Raw genomic sequence first — 24,087 nt, forward strand, 5'->3', positions numbered from 1 at the left:
GTTCCCTTTGGCCGGTGCCTGTCCCAAGGTGCCGCATACGAGGAGGAAAAATGACCAAGTTTGTCGTTCTCTACCACGCCCCGCAGTCGGCCCAAGCGGCCATGGACAACAACGACCCGGCCGCCGCGGCCGAGGGCATGAAGCTGTGGACGGACTGGGCCGCGCGTGCCGGCGAGCACCTGGCAGACATGGGTGCGCCGCTGGGCAACGGTCAGGAAATCACCACCATGGGCGACAACGAGGCCAAGTCCACCGTAGGCGGCTACTCGATCCTGGAGGCGGACAGCCTGAACGACGCCGTGTCCCTCATGAACGGCCACCCGCACCTGATGCTGCCCGGCGCCTCGATCGAAGTGTTCGAGGCGCTAGCGATCCCCGGCATGTAGGTCTCGACGGGCTCGACCAGCGAACCTACCGCGGCGCGACGGTCCACCCCGTCCAGGACAGCGGAGTGGCGCCGTCCCGGAGGGGGTTGGACGTCGCGGGTGCAGTTGGGTGTCCTGGTAGGAGTTCCAGGGCGGTGCAGTACGTCTCGACCAGCGGGGCGTCAGCAGGCGGCGAGGATGTTGGCCATGGCGTCGTGCTCGCCCTGGGTGACCCAGAGGCTGTAGGTGGCCTTGACCGCGATCTGCCGGACGACGTACTCGCAGCGGTAGGACTTGTTCGGCGGCAGCCAGGTGGCGGCGTCGCCGTCGCCCTTGCTGGCATTGGTGGGGCCGTCCACGGCCAGCAGGTTGGCGGGATCGTTGGCCAGGACCGTGCGCTGGGCCGGGGTCAGCTTCTGGGCGCCCTTCTGCCAGGCATCGCTGAGCGCCACGACGTGGTCGATCTGCACTGCGGTGCTGGTGGTCTGGCCGCGGGTGAAATCAATGGTCCGCGCCGTGTAAGGATCGTCCAGGACGCCGGTGAGGACCACGCACTGCTTGCTGCCCGCCTTGAAGGTGGTGGCGGCCAGGTCCCGGGCCAGGACGTCGTTGCGGGTGTCGCAGCCGTTGTGGTCGACGTCGGACCAGGCCGGGCCAAATTCCTCGCGGCTGTAGCCGGTCTTGGGCGCGCGGCCCTTGATCGGCAGGGCTTCGAGCTGGTGGCGTGCGGCGGCGCTGCTTTCGGCGGAGCCGGGCGGGCGCACCTGGGCTGGCGCCGCGCCGAGGGCGCCGCAGCCGGCGGCCGTGAGCAGGAGCGCCACGGCGGCGGCCAGACGGGGGAACGTGCGGACGGAACGGGGCAATTCAAACTCCAACAACGGGTGCGACGGGTCTCGGCGGGCTCGACCACCGGAAACGGGGAAACGGCCCCTGACAGGTTACCGGTGCGGGCTGACGTCAGGGATGACCGGGTTTCGCCGGCGGGCGCGGGAGGTCTCGGCTCCGCTCGACCAGCGGGACTCGACCAGCGGCGTTATCGGGCGGCGAGGACCTGGGCCACGGCGTCGCGCTCGCCCTGGGTGCCCCAGAGTCCGTACGTGGCCTTGACCGCGCCGGGCAGTGCTGGGTTAGGCTGTGCGGCTAACGGCAACACGTGCATCTACCGAACAGAGGTCTGGTCATGATCCGTGCAAATGAGGCAAGAGGCGTGCGGTTCGTCCTTTCGGCACTGGTCCTGTTTGCCCTGATCTGGGCCGGAGCGGGCCCGCTTCAGGCCGCCACGAAGACGCCAACTCCCGTGGGCAACGACGTGTCCTGGCCGCAATGCGGAAAGGCTTTGCCGAAGGGACAGGCGTTTGGCATTGTCGGAGTCAACAACGGCCTCGCGAACACCACCAACCCGTGTCTTGCCAGCCAATTGACCTGGGCGCAAGGGTCCAAGGGGGGCACCACGCAACCCAAGGTCGCCCTGTACGTGAACACGGCAAATCCGGAACTCGCCGGCTCCTGGTGGCCCTCGAACAATGTCTATGGCGGGTCCACCGTCAGCAACCCCTACGGAGTCTGCGACCACACGGCCACACCCGCGTGTGCGTATATGTACGGCTACGCCAAGGCCTACGATGACGCAAACATTCGCGGCGTCACCGCGCCTTCAGCATACGTGTGGTGGCTGGATGTCGAGATAGCCAATAGTTGGTCCACCAACAAGACCGCGAACACCGCCGACCTTGAAGGCATGACCGCCTATTTCCGCAGTATCGGCGCAGACGTCGGCCTGTACGCCACGACTTACCAGTGGGGAGCTATCGTCGAAACAGTTGGGGCTGGAAGCAACCTCTACAGCCTCAAGAGCTGGATCCCCGGTGCGATGACATTGGGGCAGGCCAAAACAAACTGTTCCTCCTCACCTCTGCCGCCCGGCGGGAAAGTCACGTTGACTCAATACGTCTCTGGCTCACTCGACTACGACTACTCCTGCATCTAGGGTGCCAGCCCGGCCTGCAGCGGGCGGACGCTGGAATCGTGTCGCCACGGGCCCGGCCGCCGGGGTTCCGGTGATTGAGCGGAGCTTGCGGAGCTGAAATCCGGTGGGCCGGGCGTGTCCCCGGGTTTCGCCGTCGCGTACCGGAGGTCTCGGTCCCCAGCCGCTCCCACAGCTCGCAAGCTCGCTGCGGGCCCCTCGCGGCAGTGGGCCCCTCACTCGACCAGCGGGGGTGGTGGAGGTCTGACAGGCTCGAGCAGCGGCGGTGTGCCGTCATCGGGAGTAAACGACACGCCGGGGCGGACCGGACTGTCGGCATGCGGACGGATTTGACTGGTATAGGCGGCCACGGTCTAATGAATTTGGCCGAGATTTGGGTTACATGCGGCCGGGATGAGGATCGCATGTAGAGCGCCAGCAAACTGCCAGCCGTTGGCGTGGGTTGTTTGAATGCCGCTTCCGTGAGGCCCGCCACAGCCGCCGCGCACCCGCAAGGAACTTCCCTGCACCCCGAAGGTGGCATCTTTGCCTTGAGAAGGTAGGACGTGGAATATATGTGATTTTGCGCACAGCACGGACCTGCAGCCCAGCACCACGACAACGCACCACAGGATTCAACCGGCCGCAGGCAACCGATTGCCCGGGCCAAGGATAGGACACCAATGAGCCACGAGACGCCCATGCAGCGGCTGGACGGAATTGCCCTGTGGGATGGAACTGCCGCGCGCGGTGCCGGTTCCATCAGCTGGCAGGACGGCACCATTGTGGAGGTGGCCGAGGGGCCGGCCGACGCAGCCGGCGCCATGGCCGAGTACAGCATCATTCCGGGCCTGGTGGACACCCATGTCCACTTAGGCGGCTACGCCGGCAAGGGGTCAGTGGACTGGGTTTCCTGGCCGCTGATCACCCCGGGCGAGGAGCGTGCCCTGCACATCGCCGCCAACGCCCAGCGGGCCGCCCGCGCCGGTGTCACCACGCTGCGCGACCTGGCCGGCGACAAGCACCAGCTGGCCGTCAGCCGCGCGTTCGAGTCCGGCGTGCTGGAGGGCCCGCGCGTGCTGGTGCACGGCCAGGTGGGCATGACCGCCGGCCACGGCGACCTCTTCACGCCCCCGCACTACCCGCACCGCGAGCCCGTGGCCGACAGCCCCGACGAGTGCCGCAAGCTGGTGCGCCAGTGGGCCCGCCAGGGTGCGCACGGCGTGAAGATCTACACCAGCGGCGGCGTGCTCTCCATGGGCGACAAGGTGGGCTGGCGCAACCAGACCAACGAGGAAATCGCCACCACCGTGGACGAGGCGCACGCGCTGGGCATGCCGGTGGCCGCCCACACGCACTCCACCGAGGGCGTGGACATCGCACTGGCCCAGGGTGCCGATTCGCTGGAGCACGGCACCGGCATCGTTGCCAAGCACTGGCCCACGCTGGTGGAGCGCAACATCCCGGTGGCACCCACCCTGCTGATCAACGACGCCATCGCCGACGGCCGGATCAAGATCTCCGCCGAGGCCCAGGAAAAGGCCAAGTCCGTGGTTGAGGAGCGCAACAAGAACTTCGACGGCGCCGGCGCCGCGGGAGTCCGCTTTGTGCTGGGCACCGACGCCAACGGCTTCATGGTGGCCTTCGGCGACCAGATGGAAGAGGTCCGCCTGATGGCGGCCATGTTCGAGTGGACCCCGGCCCGCGCCCTGGTCTCCGCCACCTCCGACGCGGCCGACGCCGTCGGACTGGGGGACACCGTGGGCCAGCTGAAGGCCGGCTTCGGCGCCGACTTCATCGTGATCAAGGGCCGCCCCTGGGAGAACATCGCCGATCTGCGCATCGAGAACATTGCCGCCGTCGTCTCCCGCGGCCGCGTCATCGCCGGCTCCCTGCCGGTTTAACACACCCCCTGTTCCCCTCCGTTCACCACCTAGAAGGACCATTGTGAGCATTCTGAAGAACCGCACCCTGCGAGCCGGGGCCACGGCCCTGGCCGCGCTCCTGGCCGGCGGCGCGCTGGCCTCCTGCTCCGCGGGCGAGCCCGCCGGCGCCGGTGCCCCGGCCGAGAAGGTTGTCTTTGCCATCAAGGAGGATCCGGGCTGCATGGATCCGCAGCAGGTCACCCTGACGACGGCGCTGAACGTCAGCCGCCAGCTGACCGACTCGCTGCTGGACCAGGACCCGGCCACCGGCGAGCTCAAGCCTTGGCTGGCCAAGCGCTGGGAGTCCAACGCCGACCTGACCAAGTTCACCTTCACCCTGCGCGACGGCGTGACCTTCTCCGACGGCACCGCCCTGACCGCCGACGTCGTCAAGGCCAACCTGGATGCGCTGTTCGCCCTGGGCGCCAAGGCCTCGCTGGCCTCGCAGCTGCTGGCCGGCTACACCGGCACCGAGGTGGCCGATGCGTCCACCTTCAGCGTGGACTTCTCCGCCCCGAACGCCCAGTTCCTGCAGGGCACCTCCACCACCACGCTGGGCATGCTGGCCCAGTCGACGACGGCGGCCACCGCCGAGGAGCGCTGCCAGACGGTCATCGGCTCCGGCGCCTTTGTGCTGGATTCCTACACCAAGAACGATTCCGTGGAGATCTCCAAGCGCGCCGGCTACAACTGGGGCTCCGAGCTGCGCAAGCACAGCGGCGAGGCCTTGACGGCCCACGTCTCCTTCCCGGTGATCACCGAGAACAGCGTGCGCACCGGCGGCCTGGCCTCCGGCGAGTTCGACGTCATCCAGGACCTGCCCTACGCGGACGAGGCCCGGTTCACCACCGACGCCTACCACGTCTACGCCGCCGCCAACCCGGGCATCCCGAACTCCCTGGTGGCCAACACCGCCAAGGGCGTGCTGGCCGACACCGCCGTGCGCCAGGCCATCATGATGGGCCTGGACCGGACCGAGATCAACACCCTGGCCGGCTCCACCAGCGGCAAGGCCCCCACCAGCGCCCTGACCTCCTCCACAGGCGGCTACGCCAGCCAGGCCGTGGCCATGAAGTTCAACGCCGACGGCGCCAAGGCCAAGCTGGAGGCCGACGGCTGGACTCTGGGAAGCGATGGCATCTACGCCAAGGACGGGGCGAAGCTGACCGTCACCGTCACCGCGTTCTACGCCCAGGATGTGCTCGAGGCCGCCCAGATGCAGCTGAAGAAGATCGGCGTGGACCTGCAGCTGAAGATGGTCACCGCCGGCGACTTCTTCGGTGCCGTGGCCAAGAAGGACTACGAGTTCCTCGGTGCCGCGCTGACCCGCACCGACCCCGACGTGCTGCGCGTGGCCCTCTCCGCCAAGTCCAAGGCCGCCTGGGGCGTCATCGCCGATCCCGAGCTGGAATCCCTGCTGGCCGAGCAGGCCTCCATAGCCGACGCCGGCAAGCGTGCCGACGTCGTCGCCAAGATCCAGGCCCGCGTCATCGACCAGGCCTACGTGATCCCGACGCTGGAGACGGTGCAGCTGCACGCCTCCGCCGCCAAGGTCACGGGCATCGAGTTTGACTCCGCCTCGCGGGTCAACCTGTTCGACATGGCCGCCAAGTAAGCACTTTGGCGTTTCCCTTCGCCAAGCACCTTCCCTAAGGACAAGACATGGAATCAGCAGGAGCGTCGCCCGCCAGCCGGGCCAGATCGGCCCTGGCATATGTGGCACCCAAGGTGCTGCAGTTCGTCTTCGTGATCTGGGCAACGTACACGTTGACGTTCCTGCTGATCCATTTCCTGCCCGGCGACCCGGTGCTGGCGGCACTGTCCCTCAAGGGCGGTGACGCCACCACCACGGACCCCGCGGCCCTGCACAAGCTGCGGGTCCAGTACGGGCTGGACGGGTCCCTGGTTGAGCAGTACGTCCGCCACCTGGGCGGAGTGCTCACCGGGGACCTGGGCGTGTCCATCTCCACCGGCCAGCAGGTCTCCACGATGATCGCCCGGGTTCTCCCACACAGCGCCTCCATCGCGGCGCTGGCGCTGGTGATCGGCATCGCGCTGGCCGTCGTCGTCACCTACCTGGCCTTCCTCACCCGCTCCACCTGGCTGCGCCAGACGCTGCTGCAGATCCCGCCGCTGGGCGTGGCCATTCCGGCCTTCCTGACCGGTCTGGTGTTCATCGGCATATTCTCCTTCGGACTGGGCTGGTTCCCGTCCTCGGGCACGCGCAGCCCGCTGAGCGTGTGGCTGCCGTCCATCACACTGGCCCTGCCGGTGGGCGCCATCTTCTTCCAGGTGTTCTCCGCGGCCGTCTTTGAGGCCGCCGGCGGCGCCTACGTCTTCACCGCCGTGGCCAAGGGGCTGTCCCCGCGGGCCATCTTCACCCGGCACGTGCTGCGCAACTCGCTGCTGGCCTCCATCACCATCTTGGGCCTGCAGATCGGCTACCTGGCCGGCGGCACCGCCGTCGTCGAGACGGTCTTCTCCCGCGACGGCATTGGCCGCATGACCGTCAACGCCGTGCTCTCCCGCGACGTCAACGTGATCACCGGCGTGGTGATCGTGGTGGCGGTGGTCTACTCGCTGGTGAACCTCGTGGTGGACATCCTCTACGGCCTGATCGACCCGCGCACCCGCCCCGCACTGGGCCGCGCCAAGGCGCTTTCGCCGACGCCGGCGCCGTCGGACCCGCCGTCCACCCCTGCCTCCGCGGACGCGACCGCCGAAAGGACCGAAGCATGAGCGCGCTGAAGAAACCCGGGCTGCTGCTGGCCGCCCTGATCCTGCTGCTGGCCCTGCTGGCCGTGGCGTTCCCGTCGCTGCTCGCCACGCACAGCCCGCTCGACGGCGTACCCGCCGAGAAGCTGCTGGGCCCCAGCGCCCGGCACTGGTTCGGCACCGACCACCTGGGCCGCGACCTCTACTCGCGCGTCATTTACGGCGCCCGGCTCTCCGTGGCCGCGGCCGCCCTGGCGGTGCTGATCGGCGTGCTGGTGGGTGCCGCCGTCGGACTGGTGGCCGGCGCCATTGGCGGCGTCGTGGACTTTGCCATCATGCGCGTCATCGACGTGCTGATCGCCGTCCCCGGCATCCTGCTGGCCCTGATCGTGGTGGCCACGCTGGGCTTCGGCCCCTGGTCCGTGGCCCTCGGTGTGGCCCTGGGCGCCGCCGGTGCATTTGCCCGCGTGATGCGCTCGCAGGTGCTGCGCGTGCGCAACGAGGAATACGTCGAAGCCGCCGGCGCCCTGGGCGTGCGCCGCGGGACGGTCCTGCTGACCCACGTGCTGCCCAACGCCGCCCGCCCGGTCATCTCCATGGCCGCGCTGGAGCTGGGCACGGCCATCTTGTCCGTCTCCGCGCTGAGCTTCCTGGGCTTCGGCCCGCAGCCGCCGGCCCCGGAATGGGGGTCCCTGGTGGCCTCCGGCCGTGAGTTCGTGGCCACCTCGCTGTGGCTGAGTGTGCTGCCCGGTGCCGTGATTGTTGCAGTGGTGCTCTCCGTCAACCGCGTTGCCCACCAGCTAGGAGCCTCCAAGTGAGCCAGACCCCCTCGCCGTCCACCGCCTCCGGCTCTGACATCACCGGCGCGCCGTTGCTGGACGTCGCCGGCCTGCATATCGACTACGTCACCGGCGGGGAGACCTTCTCCGCCGTGCGCGGCGTCAGCTTCACCGTCCCGCGCGGCGGCATTGTGGCCATCGTGGGCGAGTCCGGCTCCGGCAAGAGCACCATCTCCGCCTCGCTGATCCGCCGCCTGTCCACGGGCGGCCGCATCGAGTTTGGCGGCAAGGACCTGGCGTCCGCCGGGGAACGTTTCCTGCGCTCCATCCGTGGCGCCCGGATCGGCTTTGTGCCGCAGGACCCCAGCAACTCGCTGAACCCGCTGATGAAGGTGGGGGAGCAGATTGCCGAGCCGCTGCGCCTGCACCTGAAGCTGAGCACGACGGCGGCTGCCGCACGGGCCGTCGAGATCCTCGCCGAGGTGGGCATCCCGGACCCCGGCGCCCGCGCCCAGCAGTACCCGCACCAGCTCTCCGGCGGACAGCGCCAGCGCGTGCTGATCGGCATGGCCTGGGCCTGCAACCCGGAACTGGTCATCGCGGACGAGCCCACCAGCGCCCTGGATGTCACGGTCCAGGCGCAGGTGCTGGACCGGATGGAGCGGCTGGCCAAGGAGCGCAACACCGCCGTCCTGCTGGTCACCCACGACCTCGCCGTCGCCGCGGACCGGGCCGACCGGATCATCGTCATGCAAGCCGGGCGCATCGTGGAGCAGGGCGATGCCCGCGAGGTGCTGGCCAACCCCACGCACGAGTACACCCAGCGCCTGGTGGCAGCGGCGCCCGGGCTGAATAGCGCCCGGCTGGCACCGCGCCCGATCGCGGCGGCCGGTTCCCTGGGCAGCAGCCTGTTCGCCGCGCGCCCGGAGTCCTCTGCCCGCGCTTCTCGCGCAGCCGCGCCGTCGTCGAACATCCTCGAGGCCCGGGACCTGGTCAAGACGTTCACGCTGCGCACCCCGGGCGCACCCGCCAGCACGCTCACCGCCGTCGGCGACGTCTCCTTCGCCGTGCCGCGCGGGCAGACGGTCTCCATTGTGGGCGAGTCCGGCTCGGGCAAGACGACGGCGGCGCGGATCGCCGCCCGGATTGCCGGCGCCGATTCCGGCACCGTGCACTTCGACGGCGAGAACATCACCTCGCTCACGGGCGAGAAGCTCCGCCAGCTGCGCCGCAGGATCCAGGTGGTCTACCAAAACCCGTTCGGCTCGCTGGACCCGCGGATGTCGATCGAGCGGATCATCACCGAGCCGCTGCGCGCCTTCAAGATCGGCGGCCGCGCCGCGCAGGCCGCCGCCGCGCGCGAGCTGCTGGACTGCGTGCAGCTGGCCCCGGAGCTGGCCAAGCGCCGTCCCGGCCAGCTCTCCGGCGGGCAGCGCCAGCGCGTGGCCATCGCCCGCGCCCTGGCCCTGGGCCCGGAGATGATTGTGCTGGACGAGCCGGTGTCGGCACTGGACGTCTCCGTGCAGGAGGCGATCCTGCAGCTGCTGGTGGACCTGCAGGCGCAGTTCAACCTCAGCTACCTGTTCATCTCGCACGACCTCGGCGTGATCCGGCAGGTCTCGGACCAGATTGTGGTGATGCGCTTCGGCACGGTGCTCGAATCCGGCCCCGCGGCCGAGGTGCTGAACAACCCGCAGCAGGACTACACCCGTGAGCTGCTGGCCTCCATCCCCGGCCAGCTGGCGGTGCGCTGATGTTCCTTACCGTGCCCGGGCTGGGGCGGCCTTACGGGGCGTACAGCCACCTGGCCGAGGTCAACGGGATGGTTTACTCCTCCGGGATCGGGCCGATGGATCCGGCCACGGGCACGGTGCCCGAGGGCATCACGGCCCAGGCCGAGGCCGCGGTGGACAACCTCGAAACCGGGCTGGCCGCCGTCGGGCTCACGCTGCGCGACGTCGTGAAGGTGACGGTGGTCATCGAGGACTTTGCCGCCAACTTTGCCGCGGTGAACGAGGTCTACGCCCGCCGATTCCCGCAGCCGTACCCGGTGCGCACCGTGCTGGGCGCGGCGCTGCCGGGCCCGCTGGTGGCCATGGACATCATGGCAGCCCGGCCCGCTCCCTGACGGCCGGCGCCTGGGTCTCCAGCAACCGCCGACGCCGAATCCCGTCCGGGATGCAGTCGTGGTCATGTCATAGACGGGAATCCACGTCCTGACTGCAGTTGTTCGTCCTGGACGGGGGTCTCGACGAGCTCGACCACCGGCTTGACCCCGTCCACGATTCCGGCAACGTCCTTCGACTGTGAGACAACAGGGAAGAAGGCGTCTTGCGGACAATATCCGGGAAATCTCCCTATTCTTGCCCTCCTGTTTATACATTGTGGGTGAGGGCTATCGGGAGGACGAACGTGACACATATCGGCATCGTGGCCGAGTCGGGCCACGAGACAAGGGTGGCCGCCACGCCGGCCACCGTCAGGGCGCTCGCGGCGTTGGGCTACGACGTCGTCGTCGAGAAGGGCGCAGGAGATGCTGCGTCCTTCCCTGACCACGCATACACCGACGCCGGCGCACGGATTGTTGGCGCCGACGAGGCGTGGAGAAGCGAAGTGGTGCTAAAGATCAATCCGCCCACTGAGGAAGAGATCGGCCGCCTGGCAGACGGCGCAACCCTCATTGGCATGCTGAGCCCGGCGCTGCGGCCTGACCTGGTGGAGGCACTGGCGGCGCGGCCGATCACGGCGCTTGCCCTGGACGCTGTACCGCGCATCTCGCGGGCACAGTCGATGGACGTCCTGAGCTCCATGGCGAACATCGCCGGCTACCGGGCTGTCATCGAGGCAGCACACGAATTCGGCCGGTTCTTCACGGGGCAGGTGACAGCGGCGGGCAAGGTTCCGCCGGCGAAAGTCCTGGTCGCCGGGGCCGGCGTCGCCGGCCTGGCCGCGATCGGGGCAGCGAGCAGTCTGGGCGCCATCGTGCGCGCCACGGATCCGCGGCCGGAGGTGGCCGACCAGGTGAAGTCCATCGGTGGGGTGTACCTCAAGGTCGAGGTCGACGAGGCCATGACGTCCACGGACGGGTATGCCAAGGCCACCAGCGAGGCCTACAACCGGCGCGCCGCGGAGATCTACTCCGAACAGGCCCGCGACGTCGACATCATCATCACGACGGCCCTCATTCCAGGGCGTCCCGCACCGAGGCTGCTTACGGCCGAGGACGTGGCCTCCATGATGCCGGGCAGCGTCATCGTGGACATGGCCGCCGGCCAGGGCGGCAACGTGGAGGGCTCGGTCGCCGGCGAACGTGTGGTCACGGACAACGGCGTCGTGATCCTGGGCTACACCGACCTCCCGGGGCGGCTGCCGGCGCAGGCCTCGCAGCTGTATGGGACCAATCTGCTGAACCTGCTCAAGCTCCTCACGAAGGAGAAGGATGGCCAGCTGAGAATCGACTTCGACGACGTCGTGCAGCGGTCGGTGACGGTGGTGCGCGATGGTGTGAAGACCTGGCCCCCGCCACCCGTCCAGGTTTCCGCCGCACCTGCGGTGCGCACTGATGCCAGCGCGAAGACGCCGGCTCTCCGGACGGAGAAGGGCAAGGGCCTCGGCCCTGTCGGCAAGGTCGCGCTCATTGCGGTGGGCATTGCGGTTCTTTTTGGCATCAATGCGGTCGCCCCCGCCCCGCTGCCGCAGCATTTCACGGTGCTGGTGCTGTCCATCGTTGTCGGATTCTACGTCATCGGGAAAGTGCATCATGCCCTGCACACCCCGCTGATGTCCGTCACCAACGCCATCTCGGGAATCATCGTCGTCGGTGCGCTGCTGCAGGTCACCTCGGACAACCTCGTCGTGCAGATCATCGCGGCCGTTGCGATCCTGCTGGCCAGCATCAACATCTTCGGCGGCTTCGCCGTCACGCGGCGCATGCTCGCGATGTTCTCCAAGGGAGATAAACCAAATGGCTGACCGCCGTACGCGAAGTGGTTGGACATCAAACGAGGAGCCCAACTGTGCCTGATTCCGTCGCCGGTCCTTTGAGCGCAGCGTCCATCGCTGGGGCCGCCTACATTGTCGCCGCCCTGATGTTCATCCTCAGCCTTGCCGGCTTGAGCCAGCATGAGAAGGCCCGTGCGGGCGTTCTCTACGGCATTTCGGGCATGGCGCTTGCGTTGGCAGCCACCTTCTGGCTGACCGTTCAGGACGCGTGGGGGTCGGAGCCGGGCCGCGCGGGCCTTCTCGTGCTCGTGATAGCGGTTTTGGTCGGCGGCGCCATCGGATTGTGGCGTGCCCGCGTGGTGCAAATGACCGGGATACCCGAGCTGATCGCCCTGCTGCACAGCTTCGTTGGCCTCGCCGCAGTGCTCGTCGGCTGGAACGGCCATCTGGCTGCCCCCGATCTGTCCGGGTCGCTTCTGGCGGTGCATCACGCCGAGGTATTCATCGGTGTTTTCATCGGAGCGGTGACCTTCACCGGCTCGATCGTCGCGTTCCTGAAGCTCTCGGCCCGGATGAAGTCATCGCCGCTCATGCTGCCCGGAAAGAATGCCATCAACCTCGGCGCCCTTGCCGCGTTCGTGGCGCTCACGGTCTGGTACGTCAATGACTCTGCGCTGTGGCTGCTGGTAGTTGTCACCATTCTTGCCCTCGGACTGGGCTGGCACCTGGTGGCCTCCATCGGCGGCGGTGACATGCCCGTCGTCGTTTCCATGCTCAACAGCTACTCCGGCTGGGCCGCTGCAGCGGCGGGATTCCTTTTGAACAACGACCTCCTCATCATCACAGGTGCCCTGGTCGGCTCGTCGGGCGCCTACTTGTCCTACATCATGTGCAAGGCCATGAATCGTTCCTTCCTTGCCGTGATTGCCGGTGGATTCGGCATCGCGGCACCCACCGGAGGGGACGCCGACTACGGTGAGCATCAGGAAATTTCGGCCCAGGCAACCGCCGAGCTGCTTTCAAGAGCCTCCAGCGTCGTCATTACCCCGGGCTACGGAATGGCGGTGGCCCAGGCCCAGTACCCCGTCGCTGAACTCGCGCATAGGCTGCGGGAGCGGGGGGTGGATGTCCGGTTCGGCATCCACCCGGTCGCTGGCCGATTGCCGGGCCACATGAACGTGCTCCTCGCCGAGGCAAAAGTCCCCTACGACATTGTGCTGGAGATGGACGAGATCAACGACGACCTTGGCAAGACGTCAGTGGTCCTGGTGATCGGGGCCAACGACACCGTCAACCCCGCCGCTGCCGAGGACCCCAGCAGCCCCATCGCCGGCATGCCGGTGCTCCGTGTCTGGGAAGCCGAAAACGTTGTGGTGTTCAAGAGGTCCATGGCCGCCGGTTACGCCGGCGTGCAGAACCCATTGTTTTACCGGGAGAACGCTCAGATGCTCTTCGGCGACGCCAAACAGCGGGTCGAGGACATCCTCCGCGCGTTGTAGCGTCATCGGAGGAGGCCTCGGATGTGCCTCGGCCATTGGTCCGAGACACATCCGTTGGCCGGCACCCTGGCTCTTGGGCAGCCCCGGCGGATTGAGCTCGGACTTCTGGACCGCCTCGGTGGAGAGCCCCCAGCGGTCCAGGATCTTGGCATAGCTGCCGTCCTGGATCAGGTGGTTCAGCCCGGCCTGGGCCGCCGCGGCCAGGCCGTTGCCCTTCTTGGAGGTGGCCGCGATGCTGGCCTTCAGCGGCCAGCCGCCGTCGACCAGGCCCACCAGCTTGGTCGTCGCATCCGTGTCGGCCTTGTAGGCCGACGTCGCGTTGGGCCCGAAGGTCAGGTCCGCCCGGCCGGACTGCAGGGCCAGCGTGGAGGCGGAATCGTCGTCGTAGTACTGGAATTCAACGGGTGCCAAGCCGTTCTTCTTGTTTTCCTTGTCCCATGCCAGCAAGATGGCCTCCTGGTTGGTCCCCGAGCCGACAATGACCTTCTTGCCGGCGACATCCTTGGCGGACTCCACCGTGGTGATGCGCCCGAGGCCGCCCCCGAGGCAGCCCCCGAAGCCGCCGCCGGGGCTGCTGCGGCATTGGCGCCTGCAGCGGCGCCGGGATCGGAGCAGGCCGCCAGGCCAAGAAGTGTGACGGCTGTCAGGGCCGCGCTGATGCCTGGTTTGAAGCTGTTTCGAGCCATGGTGTCCTCCGCTAAGTGGCTGCAAGTGATGTGGTGCCAGCAACTATCCGTGAGACCCCCAACCCGGCAAAAGCCCGCGACACCGGCGGATACACGGGGTAACAGCGCTTAGTGAACGGCCTTCTTCATTACGCCGCATTCCTGTTTGGTGACCCGTGTTGAGCCGTGTGGCCCCGCATTTCGGCATCGCTTGAGGCAGGCACGCAGGGGTGGTTGTGTGGCATCACAGCGTCGAAAGGACTCGCCATGACAACCACCCCACGTTTCCCACTCCGGAGAGGCTCCGCAGCGTCCTGGGCCACTTTGCCACCGGGCTGACCGTCATCACCGCGGCCACCGCCACCGGCCCTGTCGGATTCACCTGCCAATCATTCGCGTCGTTGTCGCTGGAGCCGGCCCTGGTCTCCTTCAGCCCGGCCCGGACGTGGTCCACGTGGCCGCTGTTGCGCGATGCGGGCACCTTTACCGTCAACATCCTGCCCGCCGGGCACCAGCACCTGTCCGGACAGTTTGCCCGCTCCGGCACCGACAAGTTTGCCGGCGTCGGCTACACCGCCTCGCCCCTGGGAAATCCCGTGCTGGATGCGGCGCTGGCCTGGGTGGACTGCACCTTCGACCGCGAGTACGACGGCGGCGACCACACCATCGTGGTGGCGGCGGTGCGGGCACTGGAGGCGCGCGGCGATGCCGGGCCGCTGCTCTTCTTCAAGGGTGGCTGCGTCCACGTGCAGCCCGCCGCCGAACTGCTGGGCAGCGTGGCATGAGGGTGCTCGGACAGCCCTGACCCTTCATCTGTGCAACAGCAGATGCTCGAATAATCGGTCATTGGAGCATCTACTGTTGCACAGATTCTGGTTTGGGCGGGCCGGGAAGGGCTGGCATCGGGAGGCGCTGCCGTCCCGTCAGAGGGCGCCCGTCAGTAGACTTGTCCAATGACTTTTTCAGCAATTCCCGGGGCCTCGGACGCCCCCGCGCCCGCGATGCTGCCCAAGGCGGAACTCCACCTGCACATTGAAGGCACACTGGAGCCGGAGCTGATCTTTGCCCTGGCGCAGCGCAACGGCATCGAGCTGCCCTACGCGGACCTGGCCGAGCTGCGCGCCCGGTACGAATTCACCGACCTGCAGTCCTTCCTGGACCTGTACTACGCCAACATGGCGGTGCTGCGGACGGAAGAGGACTTCGCGGACATGACTCGGGCCTACCTGCGCCGGGCCGCGGCCGCCGGGGTGCGGCATGCGGAAATCATGATGGACCCGCAGGCCCACGTGGCCCGTGGCGTGCCGCTGGCCACCGCCATCAACGGCGTCGCCTCCGCGCTGGCCGCCAGCGAGGCCGAGTTTGGCATCTCCACCGGACTGATCGCCGCGTTCCTGCGGGACCTCTCGGAGGAATCGGCGCTGTCCGTGCTGGAGGAACTGCTGGGCATGGATGCGCCCATCATCGGGATCGGACTGGACTCGGCCGAGGTGGGGAACCCGCCGTCGAAGTTTGTCCGCCTCTACGACCGTGCCCGGGCGGCCGGCCTGCGCCTGATCGCCCACGCCGGCGAGGAGGGCCCGGCCAGCTACGTCACCGACGCGCTGGACCTGCTCGGCGTCGAGCGGATCGACCACGGCATCCGCTGCATGGAGGACACCGCACTGGTGTCCCGGATGTCCGCGGAGCAGGTGCCGCTGACGGTGTGCCCGCTGTCCAATGTGCGCCTGCGGGCCGTTGACACGCTGGCGGACCACCCGCTGCCGGCCATGCTCGCCGCCGGGCTCAACGTGTGCGTGAACTCGGACGATCCGGCGTACTTTGGCGGCCACGTGGACGACAATTTCGCCCAGCTGGAGGCTGTTTTCGGTTTTGGCACAGCTGAGCTGGAACGGTTGGCGGGGAATTCCATCCGCTCATCCTTCATTGGCCTTGAGCGGCGGACGGCCCTGCTGGCCGAGCTGGCGGAGTGGGTGCGGGCGCGGGATTAGCTGCCCGCTGGGCTGTAGTCATGGGTGAGCGTGGCCGGCGGCGGGCCCTGGAGCATTTCCGGCGTGAGCCCGTGGGTGTCCACCAGGTTCTCCCTGAACCAGACGTCGAAGGGGTCATCGGACTGCGCAAGCGTGGTGAAGGCGGCGCCAAGATCGTCCGCCTCGTGGAAGAGACAGACGAAGTCCCCCTCCGATGTCTGCGTGAGCGAGGCCACCTCGCGGGTGAAGCCGAGGCGCGCGCGTGAGCGCTGGTACTCCTCGAGCCGGGGCCCGTACATCTCTTCGGTGAAGGCCCGCCAGGTGTCGAGTTTCCCCGGCAGGATCGGTGCGAACCAGGTAATGGAAGCCATGACTCTCCCCTTTCAAAGAGCGAGTGACATTTTCAGGCTACGGCGCACCTGTTGGGCCGTACCTGGCCCCGATTGGCGGACGGCCCTGCTGTTCCGCCGCTGGTCGACCGAGCGGGGAACGAGCGCGTGGAGACCCGGGCGCGACGGGCACCCGGATCTCCGTGCGGGCGTGGGGTCTGGCAAGTTCGACCACCGGGGCGGGGTCAGTCCGGGGCGTCGGCCCAGCCGAGGTTTCGGGCCATGCGCTGGAGCACGTCCAGGGTGGCCTCGTATTCATCCTGCGGAATGCCTTGGACAACCTGTTCGCGGTTCCGGCGCACGACTTCCCCGATGGACGCCAGACTAGCGTGCCCGTGCGGGGTGAGGGCGTAGCTGTCGTCGCCGGTCTCGATCCACCCGCTCTCAACCAGCTCGGCCATCTGCTCCGACGCCAGGGGATCCCCGGGTTCGTCGTGGAAGGGCTTGAGCGCCTCGTCAATGTCGGTGCTGGTGCGCGGGGTGTCGGCCAGCAAGTTCATGATCTGCCACTGCCGGCGGGTAATGCCGTGCTCTTCCACGGTGGCCTCGAACTGCGCGCTGATCAACGAGTCCACCAGCTTGAGCCAGAATCCGATGGGGCGTTCCGTTGGCATGGTCCTCCCTCGATGGATGGTGCCGTGCGCTCCGCGGAGCGGAGTTGGAATGACTCTAGCCCGGGTGGTGCCGGGCCGGTAGGGGCGGCGCCGCATCCACGCCGTCGGGCCCTCCGGCAGGTGCCCGTGGTCCACCGGTAGGCTGGAGCACCTGCCGGGTGTCCGGCGGTCCGCGATGGTGCGGGTCCACAGGCAAGGAACGGAGCTGTCGATGGTTGATCCGGCATTCGAGGCGGCGTTCGCGGCCGCACAGGAGAGCCTGGCCGAGGGCGGCATCCCGATCGGCGCGGCGCTGGCCCGCGGCGGCGACATCATCGCCACCGGCCACAACGAGCGGGTCCAGCACGGGGATCCGATTGCACACGGGGAGATGTCCGCGCTGCGCGCCGCCGGGCGCCAGCACAGCTACCGGGACACCACCCTGTACACGACGCTGGCCCCCTGCGCGATGTGCACAGGGACGATCATCCAGTTCAAGATCCCGCGGGTGGTGGTGGGCGAGGCAAGGACCTTCCCCGGCGAATTCGACCTGCTGCGCTCCCGGGGCGTGGAGGTGGTGGTGCTCGACGACGAGCGCTGCGTGGAGATGATGCGCGCGTTCCAGCGGGACCACGCCGAGCTGTGGGCCGAGGACATCGCCGAATAGCAGCCGAATAGCAGCCGCCGGGGCCAACGTTTGGCCGCCGGGCGTTACTTGGCCGGGTTCGGGACAAAGGTGTGCCCGAGCGCCGTCGAGAGCCCGACGAAGATGCGCGTGGCCGGGGACGAGCACGGGATGTCGGTCGGGTTGTCGGTGAGCGTGGACGACTCGGAGCAATCGCCGGAGGGAATGTCGCTGTTGACCAGCACGACAACGGAGGTGTCCGACGTCGTGTCGTAGTAGACAGCGGTGTTGAAGCCGGGCAGTTCGCCGGTGTGGCCCACCCATCCGCCCACACAGCCCAGGGCGAACCCGTAGCCCGCCGGGGCGGGGAAGGACTCGAGCCGCTCGGTCTGGGTTGCCGCCGACAGCAGGCCCTGCCCCGTCCCCAGTGCCCGGTCGTAGACCAGCAGGTCCGCCAGGGTGGAGACCATGCCGCCGGCCGTCCAGCCAAAGGACGGGTTCCAATTGGTGGCGTCGGCCGGGTGCTCCGGCGTGCCGCTGCCCTGGAGCGTGTACCCCTGCGGATAAGGGTCTTCAAGGGCCGGCGAATCGCCGGGCCAGAAAGTGTTGGCCATGCCGAGCGGGGCCAGGATCTTCTGCTGGAGGACGTCCTGGACGGGCTGCCCGCTCACCTTTTCGACCACCTTGCCCAACAGGATGGTGTTCGTGTTCGAGTAGTTGAACTGCGCACCGGGGGCGAATACGGGGGATGCCGAGACGCCGTACGCGATCAGCTGGTCCGGGGTGAACACCGTCTCCGGATGCCCGAAGTAGATGTCCAGGAACGCCGGGGTGTAGTAGCTGGCAATGCCGCTGGTCATGTTGGCCAGCATCCGCAGGGTGATCGTGGTGCCGTTCGGGATGCCCGGGTAGTACTTGTCGATGGTGTCATCGAGCGAGAGCTTCCCGTCCTGGGCCAGCTGGAGGACCAAGGTGCCGGTGAACGTCTTGGTGACGGAGCCGATCCGCATGTGCAGGTCCGTGGCCATCGGTGACTTGATGGTGGGGTCGGCAAAACCGTACGAGCCGGTCCAGGTCCCTGCCGGTGTGCGCACCCCAACAATCGCACCGGGGGCGGCGGCCTCCTTGAAGGACGACTGCGCCGCGGCGTCGAGCGCGGACACCAGAGACGCCGGAAGCGCGGCACTTGCCGCTGCCGGATCCGCGGCGGCGCCGACCACTGTGGCCACGTCCGGGACGCACGCCGCAGCCGTGGGTGGCGCCGTCGAACTGGCGGCCGGAGCGGAGGCGGTTGGCGTGTTGGTGCCCGACGACGACGGGCCGCAGGCCGCCAGCAGCAGGCCGGCCGCCACCACCATGGCAAGAAGCTGGGAGTAGCGCATTCCGTTGGACTTCATCGCACCGGCCACGGTGGATCCCCTGTTCGTCGAACCGGACGCCGCGGAATACTCCGCCGGTGGGCTGGCTGGAAGGAGGCGCAAGCCAGCTCAGGCCAGTGTGTGCCCCGCCCCGGGGCCTGTCAACGGCCCCGGCCGCAGGTGGGGAGCGAGACCCGTGGCCGGGCATCCATGGCGCAGCTAACGCGGCCTTGACCGGCGGAAGCCCCCTGGATCTGCGCCATCGTTTGGGACAGCGGTTGAGGCCGGTGCCGTTAGCGGGCGACGGCGGCCAGCACCGGAGCGGCCTGCTCGGCGAGGAGGAACACGCCGAGCCCGAGCATGATGATCCCGCTGGCCAGCGTGACGCCGCGGGCGGCACCGGGCCGGGACCGCAGCAGCCGCCGGGAGGCAGCTGCCACCACGGAATAGACCAGCCCCGCCGTGGCCACAAAGACCAGGCCCAGGATGCCCGATTGGACGGGCACGGACAGGGTGGCGGCCGGCGTGATGAACTGCGGCAGCAGCGCCACGAACAGCAGCATGCCCTTGGGGTTGATGGAGCTGGTGGCCACGCCGCGCAGGTAGCTGGCCAGCCGCCCGCCCTGCTGCGAATCCCCGGTGGCAAAGCCGGCGCTGCGCCACGATTTTGCCGTGGTGAACCCGAGCCAGAGCAGGTAAAGGGCGCCGGCCACGGTGAGCCAGACGAGCACCTGGGGCATGGTGGCCACCAAGGCAGCGATGCCCACGGCCAGCAGGATGGTGTGGAGCAGGTAGCCGCTGCAGAGCCCGGCAATGGCGGGGACAAAGCTGCGCTTCCCGAGGCCCGCCGCAATGGAATACGCCCAATCCGGGCCGGGCGTCAGGGACAGCGTCATGGCGACGGCGAAAAAGCCGATGAGGGCCTGGGGTTCCACGGGTGCTCCTGGGCGGTGTTGTGTGTGGCGCCCGTGGTTTTCCCGGCCATCCTGCAAGCAAGCTTAGGGAAACAGTGGCGCGAAGTGCTGACCGATTTAAGCTCAAAATGGCACTGTGGCGATAAGATTTTGCTGTGATTGATGATCTTGATAGAGATATTTTGCGCCACCTCCAGCATGATGGCCGGATGACCGCGACGGCGCTCGCCGCCAAGGTGGGATTGACCGTGGCGCCCTGCCACCGGAGGCTGAAGGATCTGGAGGCCAACGCCGTGATCCGCGGCTACCTTGCGGACATCGATCCGGCGGCGGTGGGGCTGGGCTTTGAGGCGATTGTCTTTGTGACATTGAGCCGGGTGGACCAGGCCACACTGGAGGATTTCGAGGCCCAGGTGGCCGCAAATGTGCACATTGTCCAGGCGCAGCGCCTGTTCGGGGACCCCGACTACCTGCTCAAGGTGATTGCCGCCGACCTCTCGGCCTACCAGCGCTTCTACGACGGCGAGCTCTCCGCGCTGCCGGGCGTGCAGAAGCTGACCTCCACGCTGGTGATGAAGAACCTCAAGCCCGGGTCCGGGCTGCCGCTGTAGGCAGTCCGGACCACGGTCATCGACCGGGGCCGCTTGCGGCCGCGTGGAGATGCGGGCGTTTGGCCGCGGGAGGTCTTGGCTGCGCCCGGCCGGCGGGGGTTTCGGTGATTGAGCGGAGCCAAGAGAGGCAGCAGGGTTCCGTGACCGAGCCAAGCGAGGTTAGGGTGGCTGGCGAACGGGAGCCGAAATCCGGTGGGTCGGCGGCGCTGCGTCAGTCCCGCTGGTGGTCTCCGGTAGCGCCGTCGATCAGCTCGCGGAGAATGTCCACATGCCCGGCATGGCGGGCCGTTTCCTCGAGCATGTGGACGAGGACCCACCGCATGCTGACGGCCTGGCCGTCCCAGGACGCTCCGGTTTCCTCCAGCCCGGTCTCTAGAATCACCTGGTCCGCAGCGGCCCGGGCCCGGACGTAGAAGGCGAGCACATCCGCCGTCGAGGTTCCCGCCGGCACGCGCAGGTCCGCGTTTTCATCATTTTCGTCGAAGGGCAGCGGCTCCGTTTCGCGGCCAAATGTCTTGCAGAACCAGCCGTACTCGACGGCGGCCAGGTGCTGGAGCAGCCCCGGCAGATTGGTGCCCGGCGGCGTCATGGGCCGGCGCAGGCTCCCGTCCCCGCCGAAAGAGCAGATGGGGACAATGTTGGGGCGCGGGACTGTCCTGCCGTGCTCTTTCGCGGAGGGGCGGAGGGTGCTTCGGCGGCGAAGTTAGGGTGTGGTCAGTCCACATCTACCCGAAAGTGTTCTAGAGTGTCGTTTCATGAGAATTGCACTCTTCGCCACCTGCATTGTGGACGCGATGTACCCGCGGACGGCCCGGGCAACCGTGGCCATCCTGGAGCGGCTGGGGCACACTGTCGTCTTCCCCCAAGGGCAGGCCTGCTGCGGACAGATGCATGTCAACAGCGGCTACTTCAAGGAAGCCCTGCCGGTGGTGGCCAACCATGTGCGGGCCTTTGACACCGAGGACTACGACGTCGCCGTCGCGCCGTCGGGCTCTTGCGTGGCCAGCGTGAAGCACCAGCACGGCATGGTGGCCAGGCGCTGCGGCGAGGATGCGCTGGCGGCCCGGGCCGCCGTCGTCGGCGCCAAAACCTACGAGCTCTCCCAGCTCCTCACGGACGTTTTGGGCGTCACTGACGCGGCCGCCCAGCTGGGCTCGCATTTCCCGCACACCGTCACCTACCACCCCAGCTGCCACGGCATGCGCCTGCTGAAGCTGGGGGACAGGCAGCTGGACCTGCTGCGGACGGTGGGCGGCATCGAGGTTAGGGAGCTGCCCGAGGCGGACCAGTGCTGCGGCTTTGGCGGCACGTTCTCGATGAAGAACGCCGACGTCTCCACCGCCATGCTGGCGGACAAGACCGCCAACATCTGCGGCACCGGCGCCGAGCTGTGCTCGGGCGGCGACGCCAGCTGCCTGCTGCACATCGGCGGTGGGCTCTCGCGCCAAGGCAGCGCCGTCGGGACGCTGCACTTTGCCGAAATCCTGGCCGCCACGCTGGAACACCCCGCGCACATCACCGGCGATGTCCAGCTGGCCGGGAGGAAGTAGACCATGAGCGGAACATTCTTGGGCATGCCGTCGCTGCCCGTCTTTGGCCACGGCAACCTGAACGCCACCGAGCCCTTCCCGAAGGCCGCGCACCGCGAGCTGGGCAACGCCCAACTGCGGGCCAACCTGGGCCACGCGACCCACACCATCCGCGACAAGCGGCTGCGCGTGGTGGCCGAGCTGCCGGACTGGGAGGCGCTGCGCGACGCCGGCAGCGCCATCAAGGAAAACGTGATGGCCAACCTGCCCGCGCTGCTGGAGCAGTTTGAGGCCAACTTCACCGCCCGCGGCGGCATTCTCCACTGGGCGCGCGACGCCGGCGAGGCGAATGCGATTGTCACGGACCTGATCCGGGCCACCGGCGAGACGGAGGTGGTCAAGGTCAAGTCCATGGCCACCCAGGAGATCGGGCTCAACGAACACCTGGAAGAGCAGGGCATCACCGCCTTTGAGACGGATCTGGCCGAGCTGATCGTCCAGCTGGACCATGACAAGCCCAGCCACATCCTGGTCCCGGCGATCCACAAGAACCGCAGCCAGGTCCGGGAGATCTTCCTGCGCGAGATGCCCGGCGTCGACCCCGCACTGACGGACGAGCCCGCCCGGCTGGCCGAGGCCGCGCGCAAGCATCTGCGCGCCAAGTTCCTCTCCGCCAAGGTGGCCGTCTCCGGCGCCAACTTTGGCCTGGCGGACTCCGGCACGCTGGCCGTGGTGGAGTCCGAGGGCAACGGCCGGATGTGCCTGACGTTGCCGGAAACGCTGATCACCGTGATGGGGATCGAGAAGCTGCTGCCCACGTGGGCGGACCTGGAGGTGTTCATGCAACTGCTGCCGCGCTCCTCCACGGGGGAGCGGATGAACCCGTACACCTCCGTCTGGACCGGTGTCACGCCCGGGGACGGGCCGCAGAATGTGCACCTCGTGCTCTTGGACAACGGCCGCAGCGCCGCGCTGGCGGACAGACAAGGCCGCTCGGCGCTGCACTGCATCCGCTGCTCGGCGTGCATGAACGTCTGCCCGGTCTACGAGCGCACCGGCGGCCACGCCTACGGCTCCACCTATCCCGGGCCGATCGGCGCCATCCTCTCGCCGCTGCTCACCGGGATCAAGAGCGAGGAAAACAGCTCGCTGCCCTACGCCTCTTCGCTCTGCGGGGCCTGCTATGACGCCTGCCCGGTGAAGATCAACATCCCGGAAATTCTGGTGCACCTGCGCGGGGAGGACGTGGATTCCAAGCGCTCCGCCACCAAGGTGCCCACCCAGATGGACCTGATGATGAAGGGCGCCTCCTGGGCGTTCTCCTCCGGCCGCAACCTGGGCCTGCTGGAAAAGGGCCTGCCGCTGGGCCGGCTGGCCGCGGGCAAGAAGCGCAAGATCACCAAGCTGCCGGGCATCGGAGCCGGCTGGACGCAGAGCCGCGACATCCCCGCCCCGCCGCCGCAGTCGTTTCGCCAGTGGTGGGCCAAGGAACACCAGGTACCTCTTGGGCAGAACGACGACGGCGCGCCTGGCGCCAGTTACGGCGGGACCGGCCGCACCGAACCAACCACCAAGGGAGACGCATGAGCGCGCGCCAGGACATTCTGGACCGGATCGCCTCGGCCCTGCGGGATTCCCCGGCGGTGGAGCCGGTCCCGCGCGGCTACCGCCGTGCCGGCACGCTGGATGCCGCGGCGCGCATCGAGCAGCTGGTGGACCGGTTGGTGGACTACAAGGCCAACGTCTTTGTGGTGGCCGCCGCCGACGCCCCCGCCCAGCTGGCCGAGCTGCTGGCCGGTGCCGGTTCCTACGTGGTGCCGCACGGTCTGGACGAGGCCCTGCTGGCCGCCGTCGTCGGGCCGGTGCGGGTGGTCGATGCGCCGGAGCATCCGCTGGACGTGCCCGCGCTGGACGCCGTCGACGCCGTGGTGACGGGTGCCGCCGTCGCGGTGTCCGAAACCGGGACCATCATGCTGGACGGCAGCCCCGACCAGGGCCGGCGGATCATCTCGCTGGTGCCGGACCGGCACATCTGCCTGCTCCGCTCCTCGGACATTGTGCAGATCCTGCCCGAGGCCATTGCCCGGCTGGAGCCCACGCGCCCGCAGACCTGGATCAGCGGCCCCAGCGCCACCAGCGACATCGAGCTCGAACGCGTGGAGGGCGTGCACGGCCCGCGAACCCTGGACGTTCTCATCCTCACCTAGAGGCGGCTCCTTGGGCCGGCGCAGGGGTTCCCTGCGGA

Annotated in this window: 23 protein-coding genes and 1 pseudogene; 17 read left to right on the forward strand and 7 right to left on the reverse strand. The window is 68.2% G+C overall.

Annotation, left to right across the window (positions count from 1 at the left end):
* Positions 1–50: 50 nt before the first annotated feature.
* Positions 51–386, forward strand: coding sequence for a hypothetical protein (locus ACQCSX_RS14470; protein WP_427015983.1), 336 nt, complete (start codon positions 51–53; stop codon positions 384–386).
* 161 nt (positions 387–547) lie between these two features.
* On the opposite strand, the gene ACQCSX_RS14475 is transcribed toward ACQCSX_RS14470, so the two are convergent.
* On the reverse strand, positions 548–1,228 hold the full coding sequence (locus tag ACQCSX_RS14475) for an HNH endonuclease family protein (RefSeq protein WP_427015984.1): 681 nt from the start codon (positions 1,226–1,228) through the stop codon (positions 548–550).
* Positions 1,229–1,545: 317 nt separating this feature from the next.
* Here ACQCSX_RS14475 and ACQCSX_RS14480 point away from each other — a divergent pair, with 317 nt between their 5' ends.
* The 9 genes from ACQCSX_RS14480 (at position 1,546) to pntB (ending at position 13,188) form a co-directional block, all read left to right on the forward strand.
* Positions 1,546–2,352: a hypothetical protein gene (locus ACQCSX_RS14480; protein WP_427015985.1), complete on the forward strand. Its 807-nt coding sequence runs from the start codon at positions 1,546–1,548 to the stop codon at positions 2,350–2,352.
* Between the two features lie 659 nt (positions 2,353–3,011).
* On the forward strand, positions 3,012–4,232 hold the full coding sequence (locus ACQCSX_RS14485; RefSeq protein ID WP_427015986.1) for an amidohydrolase family protein: 1,221 nt from the start codon (positions 3,012–3,014) through the stop codon (positions 4,230–4,232).
* Between the two features lie 43 nt (positions 4,233–4,275).
* Positions 4,276–5,868 carry an ABC transporter substrate-binding protein gene (locus tag ACQCSX_RS14490; RefSeq protein WP_427015987.1) on the forward strand — a complete coding sequence of 531 codons (1,593 nt, stop codon included), beginning with the start codon at positions 4,276–4,278 and terminating at the stop codon, positions 5,866–5,868.
* A 47-nt stretch (positions 5,869–5,915) separates the two neighbouring features.
* Positions 5,916–6,992, forward strand: a complete 1,077-nt coding sequence (locus ACQCSX_RS14495; protein WP_427015988.1) for an ABC transporter permease — start codon at positions 5,916–5,918, stop codon at positions 6,990–6,992.
* Positions 6,989–7,786, forward strand: coding sequence for an ABC transporter permease (locus ACQCSX_RS14500; protein ID WP_427015989.1), 798 nt, complete (start codon positions 6,989–6,991; stop codon positions 7,784–7,786). The genes ACQCSX_RS14495 and ACQCSX_RS14500 overlap by 4 nt, the downstream gene beginning before the upstream one ends.
* Positions 7,783–9,501 (forward strand): dipeptide ABC transporter ATP-binding protein, encoded by a 1,719-nt coding sequence (locus ACQCSX_RS14505; protein ID WP_427015990.1) that lies wholly within the window; start codon positions 7,783–7,785, stop codon positions 9,499–9,501. Before ACQCSX_RS14500 ends, ACQCSX_RS14505 begins: the two co-directional genes overlap by 4 nt.
* A complete protein-coding gene (locus ACQCSX_RS14510; RefSeq protein WP_427015991.1) occupies positions 9,501–9,875 on the forward strand; it encodes a RidA family protein in 375 nt (124 codons plus the stop codon). The genes ACQCSX_RS14505 and ACQCSX_RS14510 overlap by 1 nt, the downstream gene beginning before the upstream one ends.
* Before the next feature lie 284 nt (positions 9,876–10,159).
* Positions 10,160–11,719, forward strand: coding sequence for a Re/Si-specific NAD(P)(+) transhydrogenase subunit alpha (locus tag ACQCSX_RS14515; RefSeq protein WP_427015992.1), 1,560 nt, complete (start codon positions 10,160–10,162; stop codon positions 11,717–11,719).
* A 116-nt stretch (positions 11,720–11,835) separates the two neighbouring features.
* Positions 11,836–13,188, forward strand: a complete 1,353-nt coding sequence (gene pntB / locus ACQCSX_RS14520) for a Re/Si-specific NAD(P)(+) transhydrogenase subunit beta (RefSeq protein ID WP_427019059.1) — start codon at positions 11,836–11,838, stop codon at positions 13,186–13,188.
* A 72-nt stretch (positions 13,189–13,260) separates the two neighbouring features.
* On the opposite strand, the pseudogene ACQCSX_RS14525 reads toward pntB, so the two are convergent.
* Positions 13,261–13,713, reverse strand: a pseudogene (locus ACQCSX_RS14525) (ABC transporter substrate-binding protein); the annotation flags it as partial.
* A gap of 376 nt (positions 13,714–14,089) precedes the next feature.
* Between ACQCSX_RS14525 and ACQCSX_RS14530 the strand changes: the two are divergent.
* A complete protein-coding gene (locus tag ACQCSX_RS14530; protein WP_427015993.1) occupies positions 14,090–14,638 on the forward strand; it encodes a flavin reductase family protein in 549 nt (182 codons plus the stop codon).
* A 168-nt stretch (positions 14,639–14,806) separates the two neighbouring features.
* Entirely contained in the window at positions 14,807–15,844 is a 1,038-nt protein-coding gene (locus ACQCSX_RS14535) for an adenosine deaminase (RefSeq protein WP_427015994.1), read from the forward strand.
* On the opposite strand, the gene ACQCSX_RS14540 is transcribed toward ACQCSX_RS14535, so the two are convergent.
* Together ACQCSX_RS14540 and ACQCSX_RS14545 are read right to left on the reverse strand one after the other, a co-directional pair.
* Positions 15,841–16,194 (reverse strand): hypothetical protein, encoded by a 354-nt coding sequence (locus ACQCSX_RS14540; protein ID WP_427015995.1) that lies wholly within the window; start codon positions 16,192–16,194, stop codon positions 15,841–15,843. The genes ACQCSX_RS14535 and ACQCSX_RS14540 overlap by 4 nt on opposite strands.
* Before the next feature lie 203 nt (positions 16,195–16,397).
* A complete protein-coding gene (locus tag ACQCSX_RS14545; RefSeq protein WP_427015996.1) occupies positions 16,398–16,826 on the reverse strand; it encodes a MarR family winged helix-turn-helix transcriptional regulator in 429 nt (142 codons plus the stop codon).
* A gap of 211 nt (positions 16,827–17,037) precedes the next feature.
* Between ACQCSX_RS14545 and ACQCSX_RS14550 the strand changes: the two genes are divergently transcribed.
* Positions 17,038–17,472, forward strand: coding sequence for a nucleoside deaminase (locus tag ACQCSX_RS14550; RefSeq protein ID WP_427015997.1), 435 nt, complete (start codon positions 17,038–17,040; stop codon positions 17,470–17,472).
* Positions 17,473–17,516: 44 nt separating this feature from the next.
* Here the strand turns inward: ACQCSX_RS14550 and ACQCSX_RS14555 are convergent, their stop codons facing one another.
* Both ACQCSX_RS14555 and ACQCSX_RS14560 read right to left on the reverse strand, forming a co-directional pair.
* Positions 17,517–18,827, reverse strand: coding sequence for a serine hydrolase domain-containing protein (locus ACQCSX_RS14555; RefSeq protein WP_427015998.1), 1,311 nt, complete (start codon positions 18,825–18,827; stop codon positions 17,517–17,519).
* Positions 18,828–19,081: 254 nt separating this feature from the next.
* The gene (locus tag ACQCSX_RS14560) at positions 19,082–19,723 is read right to left on the reverse strand and encodes a LysE family translocator (protein ID WP_427015999.1); all 642 of its coding nucleotides are present in this window, start codon (positions 19,721–19,723) and stop codon (positions 19,082–19,084) included.
* Positions 19,724–19,857: 134 nt separating this feature from the next.
* Between ACQCSX_RS14560 and ACQCSX_RS14565 the strand changes: the two genes are divergently transcribed.
* On the forward strand, positions 19,858–20,313 hold the full coding sequence (locus ACQCSX_RS14565) for an Lrp/AsnC family transcriptional regulator (RefSeq protein WP_427016000.1): 456 nt from the start codon (positions 19,858–19,860) through the stop codon (positions 20,311–20,313).
* Between the two features lie 211 nt (positions 20,314–20,524).
* Here the strand turns inward: ACQCSX_RS14565 and ACQCSX_RS14570 are convergent, their stop codons facing one another.
* On the reverse strand, positions 20,525–20,950 hold the full coding sequence (locus tag ACQCSX_RS14570) for a DinB family protein (protein ID WP_427019060.1): 426 nt from the start codon (positions 20,948–20,950) through the stop codon (positions 20,525–20,527).
* Positions 20,951–21,068: 118 nt separating this feature from the next.
* Between ACQCSX_RS14570 and ACQCSX_RS14575 the strand changes: the two genes are divergently transcribed.
* From ACQCSX_RS14575 to ACQCSX_RS14585, 3 genes are read left to right on the forward strand one after another with little or no spacing between them, the layout of a single operon-like run.
* Positions 21,069–21,863 (forward strand): (Fe-S)-binding protein, encoded by a 795-nt coding sequence (locus ACQCSX_RS14575; RefSeq protein ID WP_427016001.1) that lies wholly within the window; start codon positions 21,069–21,071, stop codon positions 21,861–21,863.
* Between the two features lie 3 nt (positions 21,864–21,866).
* The gene (locus ACQCSX_RS14580; RefSeq protein WP_427016002.1) at positions 21,867–23,429 is read left to right on the forward strand and encodes a lactate utilization protein B; all 1,563 of its coding nucleotides are present in this window, start codon (positions 21,867–21,869) and stop codon (positions 23,427–23,429) included.
* On the forward strand, positions 23,426–24,049 hold the full coding sequence (locus tag ACQCSX_RS14585) for a LutC/YkgG family protein (RefSeq protein ID WP_427016003.1): 624 nt from the start codon (positions 23,426–23,428) through the stop codon (positions 24,047–24,049). The genes ACQCSX_RS14580 and ACQCSX_RS14585 overlap by 4 nt, the downstream gene beginning before the upstream one ends.
* The last annotated feature ends 38 nt before the right edge of the window (positions 24,050–24,087 follow it).

Source organism: Pseudarthrobacter sp. P1, assembly GCF_050156935.1.
Taxonomy (GTDB): Bacteria; Actinomycetota; Actinomycetes; order Actinomycetales; family Micrococcaceae; genus Specibacter.